The sequence below is a fragment of the bacterium genome (assembly GCA_040755795.1).
Lineage (GTDB): Bacteria > UBA9089 > CG2-30-40-21 > CG2-30-40-21 > SBAY01 > JBFLXS01.
Window position 1 is genome coordinate 1 of the sequence record JBFLXS010000069.1, and the last position, 14,170, is coordinate 14,170.

Genomic DNA, 14,170 nt, shown 5'->3' on the forward strand with positions numbered 1-14,170 from the left:
GGTGTTATTTTGTCAAGGAAAAAATAATAAAATCTAAATTTTTTATTACTTTGTTACCCTACTTCTATCTAACACTCTATCAACTCTACCTTTTATTGGTGTTATCTCTTATGTCTGAATTGAAGTCGGTTTCAAATAAAAAGGTTGACAATTAATCGAAAATAGAGTAAAATAAAAAGGAGACAAAAAAATGGAATCAATCATTAATTATCCCTACCTTCCAGTCGTTACTTTAATAATTGCTTTAATCCTTTTCTTGATATTTTCAAGAAATACTGTTGTTCTCATTTCTCTTGTCTTTTTCTCACTCATTATTATTCTGGTTTCTATTGAATTGAATAAAAGAAATCAAACCCGAATTCCTAAAGGAAATATTGCTTATGTCGATAATTCCCATCGGGGATATTATACATTAGACAGCTGGAAACCTCAAGGAATAATGGGATTACACCTTAATTTAATGCGTAATGGTTATCTTTCCTTTATGTTAAAGGATTTTTCCAGAGAAAAGATATTAAATGGAGATATCTTGATTTTTATAGCCCCAACTAAACCATTTAGCCCAAAAGAGATTGAAATTATTAAAGAATATCTTCTCCAGGGAGGCATTGTGATTTTATCCGTTGGGTTTGAGGAAAAGGGTGGTTCTTTAAGGCTGTTGAATAACTTTGGGTTCAAACTCGCCAATGTTCCACTGGGGTATTTCCAGGTAGAGATGGAAGGTATAAATAAGGTGGCAACATTTTATAAGGGTTGGCCAGTCCTCTGTGAGGATAAAAATGCTAAAACGATATGCAGTGCCTACGGCTACCCCCTTATTGTTCAGTTACCTTATGGCAAGGGTAAATTTGTCGTTATCGGTGATTCCTTCTTCTTTACTAATCAGATTCTTGAAGAAAAAGAAGTCCCGCATTTCGAATCTATCTATTTTCTTAAATGGCTTTTGTTCACTTTACCTGGATAATTAAAAAAGGTAACGTTCAGGTGGTAAATTACCACCTGAACGGTTACTTATTTGTAACTATTTACCCAAATGAAGTGCAAGGTAATCGGTAATCAGTAATCAGTAACAACCAATTGATATTTTCCCTTTACCGATAACCTGATTACCGATAACTGATTACCTGAATTTCACTTCAGATGGCTAAAATGTTACACTTATTTTTATCCTTCATTTTGGGCTAATTGAATTGAACTGTAAGGGAAAATGGCTATTTGACAATTATCTGGATATATTTTTTTAAGTTCGGTGATGAGTTTTTGCCAATTATCAAAAAAGAAATAATCACTCCAGAAAACCTTACAAAAATCCAGATAATTAATATAGGGTGAGAAGAAAAAAAGCCTTTTATCGCCGAGGAATCTTTTCTTGCCTGGGAGTCTATATAATTGCATTCCTGGTTCAAATAATGCATGGTAACCTCTACCCAGAGGACAGGCACTTATTAAAATGACTACGCCATTTTGTTTTATTATGGAATCATTAGCCGAGCGATAGAAATCAAAGGCATTTTCTGATTGTAATAATTCTGTATCCTTTGGATAGGCATTGAGGATAACAACATCTGCCTGATGAGGGATATTTGTCATATAAATCTCTCTGGCAAATCTTACTGCCTCGCGATGTGCCTCAACAATATCTCCTGCTACTACCTTTGCTATTTGTCTTTTAGAATTAGGAACAATATTAATCCCAATATCCACGCCAATATTTTTAGCAATCTGTTCTAATTCCGCCCGAAATTTATTCCCTTCAACTACCCCGATACTACCTTTCAATCCCATAAGAACAGCCTTATGACTTCTAACTAACCACTCTATACCTGTTAATCCCGGCGAGACTATCTTCGCCCCACCACTAAACCCGGCAAATGGATGTGGAATGACACTGCCGACGACAATTTTAAATTCTGCCTCCAAAAAGAATCTATTGATTCGGATACCATGGACAGTTGAAAGATTTTCAAATGGATTATGATTATAAATATCAAATCTCTTAACTATTTCCCTGCCTAATTTTTTGATTAAATCATCTCGGAGTAACGGTCTATGTCCGCCTGTGCTAATAATTATTTTTATATCTTTATCATCTATGCCACCTATTTTTAGTTCTTTTAAGATTAGTTGGAGAATATCCTCAAGTGGAGAAGGTCTTGTGATATCCTCAACAGCAATAGCGGCCGTAGTTTTGCCTCTGACTAATTCGCTTATTCTTTTACTACCAATGGGATTATAAAATGCCTTTTCTATTTCATTAATGGGTATTGGAGGTGCATCTACCATATTATATTCCTCAATTTCCCAGTTATCCGGGAATTCAAGGATAAATTGCTCATCTCCATACCAGGCTTTAAAAGGAATAGATATATTTTTCATTCTTACCTCTTATTTTTAACAAAATTTGCAATGGCTGATATTGAGTCAAAGTTTTCTGGCATAAGTTCTTCATCGTCAATTTTAACTGAAAATGTAGATTCAATAAATGTAAGTAGTTTAACCATATTAAATGAATCGATGATGCCTTTTTCTAATAATGAATCATTATTACTTAGTTCAGTCATCGAGTCTTCTAAAAGGTCATCCTCGATAAATTTTCTAATTGCTCCTTCAATCTCCATACAAAGCCTCCTTATTTTTGGTAATTGGTAACTGGTGAATGGTGATTAGTTACCAGCTACCATTTAACCGATTACTTACTTTATAAGTAACTATTCAGCATACCAAGCAAGTAGGAAGGAGGAAGTAGGAAAGTAGGAAAGGGGGAGACATTGCCCCCAGAAGAGGGATACCGTGCACATTCTTTATCCCTTTCCTACTTCCCTACTACCTACTTGCCTACTATTTTCATTGCTCTGTCCTCCGCAGATTAATATTCATCCCCCAAATGACTGACGGATTACAGTTGTCTAAAATCATCTAACTTCTCATTCATTTTCTTTCCCTTTCCTACTTCCCTACTCTCCTACTTTCCTACAAGGTGAAAGTTACCTTTTAAGAACTGATTTAATGTAACCGTTCAGGGCTATACATTAGAAGTGTAAACAAGGAGAAATGGGGAAAAGGGAGAATTGGAGAAATGGCTCAAACTTTTTCTTGCTCCACCCTTCGGACATCAATCCTGGAGTCTGCGAAATTTACCAGTAACCCTATTTCTTTATCCACTGCTACAGGCATTAATAATCCTATCAGTTAACTCTTCTTTTCTCCACTTCTCCATCTTCTCCCTTTCTCCTTATTTTTTATATCCTACCTGAACTCTTACGATTTAATCCTGGTCATTAATTCCAGCCTTAAAAATTCCGTCTGTTTAAATCTTATTGTAAATAAAGCGCCAATATATAATATCCCTCCTACAAGGATAGAGGAAATAAGCATAGGGAATGATTGTATTTGCCAGAGGTTTTTCATCACTAATTCCCATGATTTTACCCCTAATGCCATAATACTAACATAGATTAAAGCAGGGATTTGCGGTGTCAGAATATCCATTAATTTAAACCCACCAATATGCATCAGGAAATTAAATAGGAGAATATAAATGAAAACGCCTGATATACTTACAGCAATAGCCACCCCAACAATACCATAAGAACTCCCTATAAAACAGGCGATAGATAAAAAGATAAAATGAAGCGCCAGTATTCCTGTAAATTTTTTCAAGTCTCCTTTAGCCGTAGCAAATGAGTTACTTAAAAATTCTAAAGAGCGAGGGATACCAGAGAAACATAGAACTTGAAGAGGTAAAATTGTTGGTATCCATTTTTCCCCATAGACTACAGGAATAAATGAAGGAGCAATCAAAAACATCCCTATTAAAATAGGATAGTTATATAGAGAGAGTCCTGTTAATATTTTCTGAAAGGTATTTTTCAAAAGTTCATTATCCTTTTGAATACGGGAAAACGAAGAAAAACTTACCTGCTGAATACCTATGCCAATCAGTCTTTGAGAGGCAATAACCAGGTTACTTCCTCTTTCATAAAAACCTAACGGGACAACGCCCAGCCTTTTGCTAATAATAAAATAGTCTATATTTCTAAGGAAATAAGCAAGTTGAGCCCTCAAAAACATCCATATACCAAAAGAAAACATTTCTTTCATTGCCCAATGTTTATACCTAAATTTTGGAATCCATTTAGTTATTATCATAATGCTAATAATTTCCGTAGCACTTGCGGTTAATCTGCCAAATACAAGACTCCAGATTTCAAAATTAAGAAAGGCCAATAGGACAGTTACTCCGGTTGAAAAAAATATATTTATAAAAGAAATTGCAGAATGTTGAGCATATTTGAGTTCCCTCTGCAACAATGCCAGAGGAGTGCTTGCTAACCCTCTCAAGATAAACTCTATGGAAACAACAGCCAATACCTTTCCTACCAGGTCATTATCGTAGAACTTTCCAATAAAAGGAGAAGTTCCAACCAGAGAAAGGCATAAGATAATCCCCATTCCCAAATTAATCATAAATATTGTAAAAATATGGTCTTGTGTAATTTTTTCTTTTTGAATTAAGGCGACATTAAAACCGAATTCACCCAATCGTTGTGCGAAGTGAACAAAAATCATAGCAATTGCCATAATTCCAAAATCTTGAGGGAATAGAATTCGGGCAACTATTACCCCCCCAACAAATTCAATTATATAATTGCATATTCGAGCAGAAGTTACCCAAAAAATACTTCTTTTAGTTTTTTCTCCGATATCATAAGGCATAAAAAAATCCTTTTTTACTTAAGGTACTTATAAGGTGCTTTAAAAAATTTACAGGTTTTATACACCCATTTTAAATTAAACCAAAATGCCCATAGGGCAAAAGCGCCTAATAACATCAAGTCTCCGAATAAACTACATATCATTATTAAAAAAATCCCTTTATATGGAATATAGCCATGTTCAAAATTAGAAGGTAGAATATAGTGAATTAATCTTTTTATTTTATGATTAGTAGAAACATTAACAATATCTTCCTCACGAACTTTATCCTGTGCATGCAAGCGAATTACCCGTATTATTATATCCTCTAATCTCCGGCTGATGCTTTTACCAAAAAATAAGAATAAGCCTATAATTAAAGCCAATTCATTTTCTATTCGAAAATATATACCTAATGTTACCGCGACTATAACCGCATCATCAAAAATTTCATGACATAAAACATCAACTACTTTCCCGGTGATAGGATTGGCTGTCCCTTTTGCCCTGGCTACTTCTCCATCGACACAATCTAATATTAAGTAAAGATAAATAAAAAATGGAACTCCAATAAAATATCTCCAATCATAGGTCGCTATACCCATCATTAATAATAATGCCGCAAATAGACTAACAATACAGAATAAAAAAGACACCTGATTGGCTGAAATCTTTGTATATAAAAACAACTTAGTGATGTAAATCGAAAAAAATAGACAAAATTTCCATGTAGGGTCTTTCTCTTCTGGTTGAAAGACTCTTAATTCTTTTATGGAAAGATGTTTATTATCTATCGTGCTCATTAATCATACCTCTACAAGATTATACCATATTCAAGTGCCATTTGTCAAAGGGAAAAAAGAGGTAATCTGTAATTCAGACAGTAGACTATAGACATCAGACATCAGACTAAAGCGGGCAGAAATTGCAGAAGAATGAAGGCTTGGGAGACCTACCTATACTTCTGTAGGTAAGGATTAGGAAAAAATTCCACCTGTGCGATTAGACTAATTCATTACAGAGACGCAAAGGAAAAATATAATGTAAAATGTAAAATAGGAAATGAAAAATGTAAAATTTTAGTACTTCTTAGTACTTCACAAGACTCATTACCTTTCAGTTATACATTTTCATTTTACATTAACCGCACAGGTGGAAAAGTTTGAGCCATTTCTCCAATTCTCCCTTTTCCCCATTTCTCCTTGTTTACACTTCTAATGTATAGCCCTGAACGGTTACTCTGTGGCTGAATAATTACCAGAATTTTATGCTCGGGGGTGGGCTTTGTCATAAACAGATTTGAGTCGTTCTTTAGTCAAGTGGGTATAAATCTGGGTTGTAGCCAAACTTGCATGTCCTAATAATTCCTGGACAATCCTTAAATCTGCCCCAGCATCTAAAAGATGCGTGGCAAAGGTATGACGAAAGGTATGTGGACTGACATGTTTTGAAATAGCCATTTTATGGACATATTTATTAACAATGAGTCTTACCCCGCGAGAAGTCAATCGTCCTCCTTTTCCATTCAGGAATAACGCCTCTTGCTCTCGGTTCTTTTTAAGTAATTCTATCCGTTTTCCAAGATACCTTTCTATGCAAGTCAGGGCATAAGAGCCAATTGGAACCAATCTTTCTTTATTCCCTTTCCCTAACACCTTCACCACCCCACTTGTTTCATCTATATCTGATAGGTTCATTCCAACTAATTCACTTACTCTCATTCCGGTTGAATAAAGGGTTTCCATTATTGCCCTGTCTCGTAAAAGCAATGCGGTTGAGTTTTCAGGTAATTCAATTAGTGCTACTATTTCATTCTGATATAAAAAGGTTGGCAAGTTTTGTGTCAACTTTGGGGTAAATATACTTTTAGCGGGATTTGTCTGAATATATCCTTTTCTGCATAAAAATTTAAAATAAGTCCGCAGACTGGCTAATTTTCGCGCCATACTTTTACGAGCATAATTTTCTTTTTGAAGATAGGCAAGGTATTGTCTAATTATTAATCTATCAACACCAGGATTCCCTAATTCTATTTTCCCTTTGGTGAGAGTTTTTATAAACCCATCTATCAGGAATAAATCTGCCTTATAGCCTCGCTGTGTATGATAAGAGGCATCCTTTTCTACCCTTAAATATGACAAAAATTCATCTAAATACTTCATTCTAATATAAATATCGACAGGTTAGATTTATTACTTTATTATTTTTTTCGTGACCTAAAATCTGATTTCGGCAAGGATTCGTCTCGCAATCTCTTTTTTAGGTAGAAGTGGTAATTCCTCAATTCTATCATCTCTGGTAATAATTGTTACCTGGTTTGTGTCTTGACCAAATCCTGTTTTAATATCATTAACCACAATCAGGTCTAAGTTTTTTTCTTTTAATTTCTTTTTTGCATTTAAGATAAGGTTTTCAGATTCAGCGGCAAAACCTATGAGTATTTTATCTTTCTTCTTTTTGCCCAGTTCGGCGAGGATGTCAGGGGTCTTTTTTAATTCCAATGATAGGCTTGAAGTAGTTTTTTTAATCTTTTGTGGGGCAACCTGGACAGGTGAAAAATCGGCAACTGCCGCCGCAGATATGACGACATCAACCTCTGGGAATGCCTTTAATACCTCATCTTGCATTTGTAATGCGGTTTCTACAAAAATAGTTTTTACACCTTGAGGCGGCTCTAATTGAGTTGGGGCACTAATCAATGTTACCTCCGCACCAAATTCTTTAGCCGCCAAAGCCAGGGCGTAACCCATTTTACCTGAAGAGCGATTTCCAATATAGCGAATTGGGTCAATTGGCTCGCGTGTGCCACCAGCAGTAACTAAAATCTTTTTACCCTTCAGTAAAGATGATGAATTTAAAATCGAGTCAATCCCGGTAAGTATTTTATCTACCCGGGCTAATCTGCCTAATCCTTTTTCACCACAGGCTAAAATGCCCTCTTCTGGCTCAATAAACTGGATACCATAAGATTTTAATTTTTTGATATTTACCTGGACCATTGGGTTAAGATACATCTTTTCATTCATCGCCGGGGCAATTAGAATAGGACAATGACAGGCAAGGGCAAAAGTGGTTAAAAAATCATCGGCTATACCGCAGGCTATTTTACCAATAATATTTGCTGTGGCTGGGGCAATTAAGAAAATATCCGCTTTATCTACCAAAGTTATGTGCTCTACCCCAGATGAAGCAGGTATCTCAAAAAGGTCTGTGATGACTTTATTTTTAGATATGGTTTGAAGGGTAAGTGGTGAGATGAATTGTATCGCAGATTTAGTCATTATAACCGTAATATTTGCTCCAAGTTTGACTAACTGACTGGTTATCTCTGCAGATTTATAAGCCGCTATACTTCCTGTTATTCCCAGAATAATATTTTTACCGTTATACATCTTCTATTCCCAATTGCTCTAAAATTTCTTTCCCAATTTTTTTTACCTTATTTTTCTCCGCAATAATGATAGATTTTAATTTTCCGACCGTTACTCCTATATCGTCATTGACGACGCAATAATCATACTTCTCAAGATTTTTTAATTCTTGTTTTGCCAGTGAAAGTCGTTTTTCTATTTCTTCCAGGCTATCTGTCATTCGATTGGATAATCGTGTTTTTAAATCCTCTATGAAAGGTGGGATAATAAATATCAGGACACTGTTATCTCTATATGTTCCCTGAACATTCATTGCCCCTTGAGCATCAATGTCGAGGAGAACATCCATTCCAGAGGCAAGTGATTCATTAAGGAATTTTTTAGGGGTGCCATAATAATCATCATAAATCTTTGCCCATTCGATAAATTCACCCTTTTTAATTTTATCCTCAAATTCATCAACATCAACAAAAATATAATCCGCTCCATTAATTTCATTCTCGCGTGGTTGTCTGGTAGTCATTGATACAGAAAAGACAAGATTAGGTGTAGTTTTGATTAATCTTTTACATATCGTTGTTTTCCCTGCACCCGAAGGGGCAGAGATGACAATAAGTAGATTTTTCCCCATAGAAATATTTTCCTCCTTTTTAACAGTGCATTACTCTACATTTTGAATTTGTTCACGAATCTTTTCTAATTCATTTTTTGCCTGAAGGACAAACTGAATAATTTTTATATCCCCTGTTTTAGAACCAATAGTATTTATCTCGCGATGTAATTCCTGGGCTAAAAACTCTAATTGTCTGCCTATTGGCTTATCTGCGGCTAATGTATCATCAAATTGCTGAATATGGCTTTTTAGTCGGACTAATTCTTCCGTAATATCACACTTATCCGCAAAAATAGCTATCTCTTGATAAAGTCGGGTTTCATCAAAAAACTCTTTATCTATTTTTAGTGTGGCCAGTCTATTTTTTAATTTCTCCTTATATTCTAAAATTACCTGTGGTGTTCTTTTTTCAATTTCTGCCACTAATTCTTTTATGTTGTTAATTCTTAATTTTAATTCAGTCTCTATCTTTTTCCCTTCATTTATTCTTGTTGATAATAATCCTTCTACGGCTTTATTTAATGGTTCCTTCAACCATTCCCATAATTTATCTTTTATTTCCATATCAGAATTTTTACTGATAATATTACTTATTCCAATGATATGGCTTAGTTTAAGGTCATCTTTTAATCGGAATGATTTCCCTGCCTGGCGGAAAGAATCCAAATATGCTTTTACTAAATTATGGTCTATTTGAAATTTATTAAAAGACGATGTCACGCTGTTTTTTGTGTTGATAGGAATATAGAGTTTTCCACGGTTGACTTTTTCCTGAACATATTCTTTAATTTTATTCTCAAGAAAAGTCATAAAAGGAGGCGTTGAAATCTTTATCTCGGAAAATTTATGATTGACCGCCTGGATTTCTACACTAAAATATTCATTACTCCCAGCACCATATCCAGTCATACTTTTGAGCATATTTTACCTCCTTAAATTTGGCAAATGGTAACTGGTAAATGGTAATTAATTACCAATTAACCGATTATTTACTTTTAATTTCATGAAGCCCTATCATAGCATAAATTATAGATTTTTGTCAAGTATGTTTTCTGTTTCCTCTGAAAATTGGGGTTTAGGGATCCTTTTATTCCAGAGTCTCCATTTTTGTGAAGCAGCGGTTCATACCGTTTCTTCATAATTACATCCCTTGCGTGTGCAGGCTAATATTTTCAAACCACTTTTGCTTCTCTTTTCAACAACCATATATCCACATTCAGGGCATTTTGTCTCAACTGGATTGCCCCAGGTAGCAAATTCACACTTAGGATAATTAGAACAGCCATAGAAAAAGCCCTTTTTACTTCTTTTCCTCGTCAATTCTCCGCCACAGCCCGTCGGACACAGTAGCCCCGAACTAACAGATTGAGTAAATTTACATTTGGGATAATTACTACAGGCTAAAAATTTACCATATTTACCTTCTCGTAAAAGCATATTTGCCCCGCATTTTTCACACTTTGTTTCAGTTATGACTGGTGGTTTTTCTTCCTTTTTTTCAAGGGATTTCAGATTTTTACACTTTGGATACCCGGAGCAGGCTAAAAATTTACCATATCTGCCTTCTTTAATTATCATTGGTTTATGGCATTTATCACAAAGTATTTCTGTTTCTTCAACTTGTTTTACCTGTATTTCACCATTTTCTTTTAATTCAATGTTTTTGATATTCCGGCATTCAGGGAATCCAGAGCACGCTAAGAATTTCCCATGTTTACCAATTTTGACAACCATTGGTTTATGACATTTTTCACATAAGATTGAGGTTACTTTTTCCTGCTCTTTTTTCACATTTCTCATTTCTTCCTGTGCCTTACTCAGGGAATTTTTAAAAGGAATGTAGAAATTCTGCAAAACATCAATCCACTTCACCTCCCCCTCTTCAATCTTATCGAGTTTATCTTCTAATTGGGCGGTAAATCCTACATCTAAAATATCCGGAAAACTTTTGATTAATAATTGTGTAACCAATTTACCCAGTTCTGTCAGGAAGAATTTTTTCTCTTCCAGCCGAACATAATTTCTTTCCTGGATAGTGCTGATAATAGCCGCATAAGTGCTTGGTCTGCCAATACCCTTTTCTTCCAGTGCTTTAACTAATGTTGCCTCTGTATATCGCGGCGGGGGTTGAGTCCAATGTTGTTTTGGGATTAATTCTAATAAAATTAATCGTTCTTTTTCTTTAAGTTGTGGTAAAATATCCTCTTTTTCTTCTTCCTCATCTTTTCCTTCGGTATATACAGCCATAAACCCATCGAATTTGACGACTGTGCCGCTGGCGACAAATAAAAATTTATTTTCAACTAAAATCTCAACCCTTGTCCCTTCTAATAAAGCCGATGTCATCTGTGAGGCAATAAATCGGGTCCAGATGAGTTTATATAACCTGTATTGGTCTGGGGTTAAATATTCTTTAATTTCATCTGGTTTTCTAAAAACAGAGGTTGGACGAATCGCCTCATGAGCCTCTTGAGCTGATTTTTTACTTTTGTATTGAGGCGGTTTTGGCGGTAGATATTGTGAGCCAAATTCCTTTTTAATATACTCTCTTGCCTGGGTTTGTGCCTCTGTAGATACTCTTACGGCATCCGTTCGCATATAGGTTATAATTCCAACTGGCGCTTCTTCACCAACATCCAGACCTTCATATAATTGTTGGGCAACGAGCATCGTCTTCTTTGCCTTAAAGTTTAGTTTTCGTGCCGCCTCTTGTTGAAGTGTTGAAGTAATAAAAGGTGGAACGGGATTTTGTTGCTTATCTTTCTTGATAACCTTATCAACAATGAATTCCTTACCTTTTAGTTCTCTTAAAATTTGCTCAGATGTCTCCTTATTCGGAATTTTTATCTTTTTGGCATCTATCTTCTCTAATTTTGCGTTAAATATCTCTTTAGTTTCCTTTTGTAGTTTAGCGGTGATAGACCAGTATTCTTCCGGAACAAATGCCTCGATTTCCTGTTCTCGCTCACAAATAAGTCTAACTGCCACAGATTGCACCCTGCCAGCGCTTAACCCTTTTTGCACATTTTTATTTAATATTGGACTAATAAGATACCCAACCAATCTATCCAGTATTCTTCTCGCCTGCTGGGCATCAACCTTATTGTTATCAATTTTACCAGGATGTTTTAATGCCTCTAAGATAGCGGGTTTAGTAATTTCATTAAAGGTAAGTCGATATGTCTGCCTGGCATTTAATTCGTGGGATAAATGCCACGATATTGCCTCTCCTTCACGGTCAGGGTCAGTGGCTAAATAGATATTGTCCATTTTCAAGGCAAACTCTTTGAGTTCTTTTAGTATTTTTCTTCGGTCAGGGATAACGACATATTTTGGTTTGAAGTTATCTGTAACATCTACGCCAAGTGCATCTCTTGGCAAGTCTTTTATATGTCCCATAGATGAGGCAACCTTAAATTCTGCACCTAAATATTTATTTATAGTTCTTGTTTTTGCCGGCGATTCGACGATAATTAAAGATTTCATCATTGTTGTTGGGAATTATTATATCTTTTCTCTTTACTTTTGTCAACTTTTTTTTAGTGACATCGTGATTCAGACACTGGACATCAGACACAAGACTATAGACTCTATTTATGCAGGAAATTAGTGACATTTGGGAAATCATCCTCAAAACTTCACTCTCTGAATTTTTCCTAATCCTTAGTATAGTTCCGTTTTTCTTTTCTCACCACTCTTTTTCAGATAATAACCATTGCCATAGTGGTAAAAATTTAATTTTTTTACTGTCTATCTTTTCTTCAAATTCATCATCTTCGGTAATAACCAGGCCTTCTTTAAGACCAAATTCATCCATTGCTTTAATGAGTGCCTTGATTTCTCTGTGCTTAGTCTTTTCATCGTAAACATTAGAGCAAACCTGAATAAGCTGTTTTGTCTTTAGTTTTTCTTTCAAAACAAAATCTACTTCTCTGTGAAATTGGTCTTTCCAGTAAAAGATTTCTAACTCTGGTGTTTCTGACATCTTTTCTTTCAATTTCAAGAAGGTTATATTCTCTAATAATCTGCCTGAATTTTCGCTCGTCCTGAAACCTATTGTATTTGCCAATCCTGTATCTATCGAGTAGACCTTTTTGGGGCTTTTATCCTGTTCCTTTACCTTAAAAGAAAACCTCTTCAGAAAAAATAAAATATAGGCATCTTCAAAATAAGTAGAGAATTTTTCTATTGTATCAGCAGAGAGATTTAAATATTTTTCAATAGAGTTAAAGGTTATCAAATTTGATATGTTGGTCAGGTAATATTTGGCTAAACTTTTTATGGCTTCCTTTCTTCTTATATTAAATCTCTTTATCAAATCTTTATTTAACACATCCTCATAATACCTCAGTAATATATCCTTTTTTTGTTGGTGTAAAACAACTTCCGGGAATGAGCCAAACTCAATATAATTTCTTAACAAACTTTTTATTTCGTTCTGTTTGTTTATCGTATCAAGTTTATCTTTTAACTCTATATTGTTAAAAAGTAAATGTTCTTTAAAGGAAAGTGGATATACAGTCACATCAAGGTGCATTCCGGTTAATAAACTGGAAAGTTCACGACTTAATAATTTTGCATTTGAACCCGAAAGAACAATTTTAGCTTTTTGTAATTCCCGTGCGGTTCTAACCCATTTTTCCCATCCAGTAACCTCCTGAACCTCATCAAGAAAGATATAAGGTTTCCCTTTTGGGTTCAGAAACTCTAAATATGTTTCATAAATCCTTTGCAAGATTTCTACATCCAATTGAGTAAATCTGGGGTCTTCAAAATTTATGATGAGAATTTCATTCTTATTGACCCCACTACTGATCAATCTTTTAGCCACCTGTCTCATAATGAATGATTTGCCACTTCTTCTTGCACCGGTTATGACCGTAATAAGCCCGGTATTTAAGAATTCCATTAACTTATTTATATATGAATCTCTGTTAATGCCAGTTTCTATATCCTTTTCCCAGAAATTCCAATCAGAAAGGATTCGGACAATCTCATTTTTGTTCATTAGTTCCACCTTTATTAGGTAAAATTTACAAATTTTACCTAATAAGTATACAAAAATTTGGTAAAGATGTCAATTAAAACTTTTCGACCTGTGCGATTAAGATAAACCACGAAGGGCACGAAGACCACGAAGAAAAAATATTGGTAACTATTCAGTAATTATTCAGCCACAGATTAACACGGATAAATAGCAGATATAGCACTTATTAGTCAAAATTTGACATATAGTAGTTATTAACGAAAATTTCTCGTAACTATTCAGCATACCAAGCAAGTAGGAAGTAGGAAAGTAGGAAGTAGGAAGAGGGGAAAATACTTCATACTATTTTACTCTTAATTGATTTGATTAAACCTATAACTCGATATTCAAGTTTTTTTAAGATTAAGTGGTTTATCCTTTTTTAACCGCAAAGAACGCAAAGAAATTAACCGCAAAGAACGCAAAGATTATAGTGCTCTGTTAAGATTGAAGTTGCATGTTACT

11 protein-coding genes are annotated in these 14,170 nt (G+C 34.7%); 1 reads left to right on the forward strand and 10 read right to left on the reverse strand.

Going from position 1 to position 14,170, the window contains the following annotated elements; all coding sequences use genetic code 11:
- Positions 1–190 precede the first annotated feature (190 nt).
- Positions 191–964, forward strand: coding sequence for a hypothetical protein (locus tag AB1414_06790; protein ID MEW6607148.1), 774 nt, complete (start codon positions 191–193; stop codon positions 962–964).
- 200 nt (positions 965–1,164) lie between these two features.
- Here the strand turns inward: AB1414_06790 and AB1414_06795 are convergent, their stop codons facing one another.
- The 10 genes from AB1414_06795 to AB1414_06840 all read right to left on the reverse strand — a co-directional run bounded on the left by AB1414_06795 (position 1,165) and on the right by AB1414_06840 (position 13,687).
- On the reverse strand, positions 1,165–2,376 hold the full coding sequence (locus AB1414_06795) for a lactate racemase domain-containing protein (GenBank protein ID MEW6607149.1): 1,212 nt from the start codon (positions 2,374–2,376) through the stop codon (positions 1,165–1,167).
- Between the two features lie 2 nt (positions 2,377–2,378).
- A complete protein-coding gene (locus tag AB1414_06800) occupies positions 2,379–2,618 on the reverse strand; it encodes an acyl carrier protein (GenBank protein ID MEW6607150.1) in 240 nt (79 codons plus the stop codon).
- A 640-nt stretch (positions 2,619–3,258) separates the two neighbouring features.
- The gene (locus tag AB1414_06805; protein ID MEW6607151.1) at positions 3,259–4,716 is read right to left on the reverse strand and encodes a lipopolysaccharide biosynthesis protein; all 1,458 of its coding nucleotides are present in this window, start codon (positions 4,714–4,716) and stop codon (positions 3,259–3,261) included.
- A 14-nt stretch (positions 4,717–4,730) separates the two neighbouring features.
- Positions 4,731–5,498: a CDP-alcohol phosphatidyltransferase family protein gene (locus tag AB1414_06810; protein MEW6607152.1), complete on the reverse strand. Its 768-nt coding sequence runs from the start codon at positions 5,496–5,498 to the stop codon at positions 4,731–4,733.
- Positions 5,499–5,960: 462 nt separating this feature from the next.
- Positions 5,961–6,857, reverse strand: coding sequence for a tyrosine recombinase XerC (xerC, locus tag AB1414_06815; protein MEW6607153.1), 897 nt, complete (start codon positions 6,855–6,857; stop codon positions 5,961–5,963).
- A gap of 54 nt (positions 6,858–6,911) precedes the next feature.
- Entirely contained in the window at positions 6,912–8,087 is a 1,176-nt protein-coding gene (gene coaBC, locus AB1414_06820) for a bifunctional phosphopantothenoylcysteine decarboxylase/phosphopantothenate--cysteine ligase CoaBC (GenBank protein ID MEW6607154.1), read from the reverse strand.
- Positions 8,080–8,697: a guanylate kinase gene (gene gmk, locus AB1414_06825; protein ID MEW6607155.1), complete on the reverse strand. Its 618-nt coding sequence runs from the start codon at positions 8,695–8,697 to the stop codon at positions 8,080–8,082. Before gmk ends, coaBC begins: the two co-directional genes overlap by 8 nt.
- Before the next feature lie 30 nt (positions 8,698–8,727).
- Positions 8,728–9,600, reverse strand: a complete 873-nt coding sequence (locus AB1414_06830) for a YicC/YloC family endoribonuclease (GenBank protein ID MEW6607156.1) — start codon at positions 9,598–9,600, stop codon at positions 8,728–8,730.
- 201 nt (positions 9,601–9,801) lie between these two features.
- Positions 9,802–12,168 (reverse strand): type I DNA topoisomerase, encoded by a 2,367-nt coding sequence (topA, locus tag AB1414_06835; protein MEW6607157.1) that lies wholly within the window; start codon positions 12,166–12,168, stop codon positions 9,802–9,804.
- A gap of 199 nt (positions 12,169–12,367) precedes the next feature.
- Positions 12,368–13,687, reverse strand: a complete 1,320-nt coding sequence (locus AB1414_06840) for an ATP-binding protein (GenBank protein ID MEW6607158.1) — start codon at positions 13,685–13,687, stop codon at positions 12,368–12,370.
- Positions 13,688–14,170: the final 483 nt, after the last annotated feature.

Coding starts and splice junctions, on each gene's coding strand:
- AB1414_06790 (MEW6607148.1), top strand. CDS start 191: ATGGAATCAATCATTAATTATCCCTACCTTCCAGTCGTTACTTTAATA.
- AB1414_06795 (MEW6607149.1), bottom strand. CDS start 2,376: ATGAAAAATATATCTATTCCTTTTAAAGCCTGGTATGGAGATGAGCAA.
- AB1414_06800 (MEW6607150.1), bottom strand. CDS start 2,618: ATGGAGATTGAAGGAGCAATTAGAAAATTTATCGAGGATGACCTTTTA.
- AB1414_06805 (MEW6607151.1), bottom strand. CDS start 4,716: ATGCCTTATGATATCGGAGAAAAAACTAAAAGAAGTATTTTTTGGGTA.
- AB1414_06810 (MEW6607152.1), bottom strand. CDS start 5,498: ATGAGCACGATAGATAATAAACATCTTTCCATAAAAGAATTAAGAGTC.
- xerC (MEW6607153.1), bottom strand. CDS start 6,857: ATGAAGTATTTAGATGAATTTTTGTCATATTTAAGGGTAGAAAAGGAT.
- coaBC (MEW6607154.1), bottom strand. CDS start 8,087: ATGTATAACGGTAAAAATATTATTCTGGGAATAACAGGAAGTATAGCG.
- gmk (MEW6607155.1), bottom strand. CDS start 8,697: ATGGGGAAAAATCTACTTATTGTCATCTCTGCCCCTTCGGGTGCAGGG.
- AB1414_06830 (MEW6607156.1), bottom strand. CDS start 9,600: ATGCTCAAAAGTATGACTGGATATGGTGCTGGGAGTAATGAATATTTT.
- topA (MEW6607157.1), bottom strand. CDS start 12,168: ATGATGAAATCTTTAATTATCGTCGAATCGCCGGCAAAAACAAGAACT.
- AB1414_06840 (MEW6607158.1), bottom strand. CDS start 13,687: ATGAACAAAAATGAGATTGTCCGAATCCTTTCTGATTGGAATTTCTGG.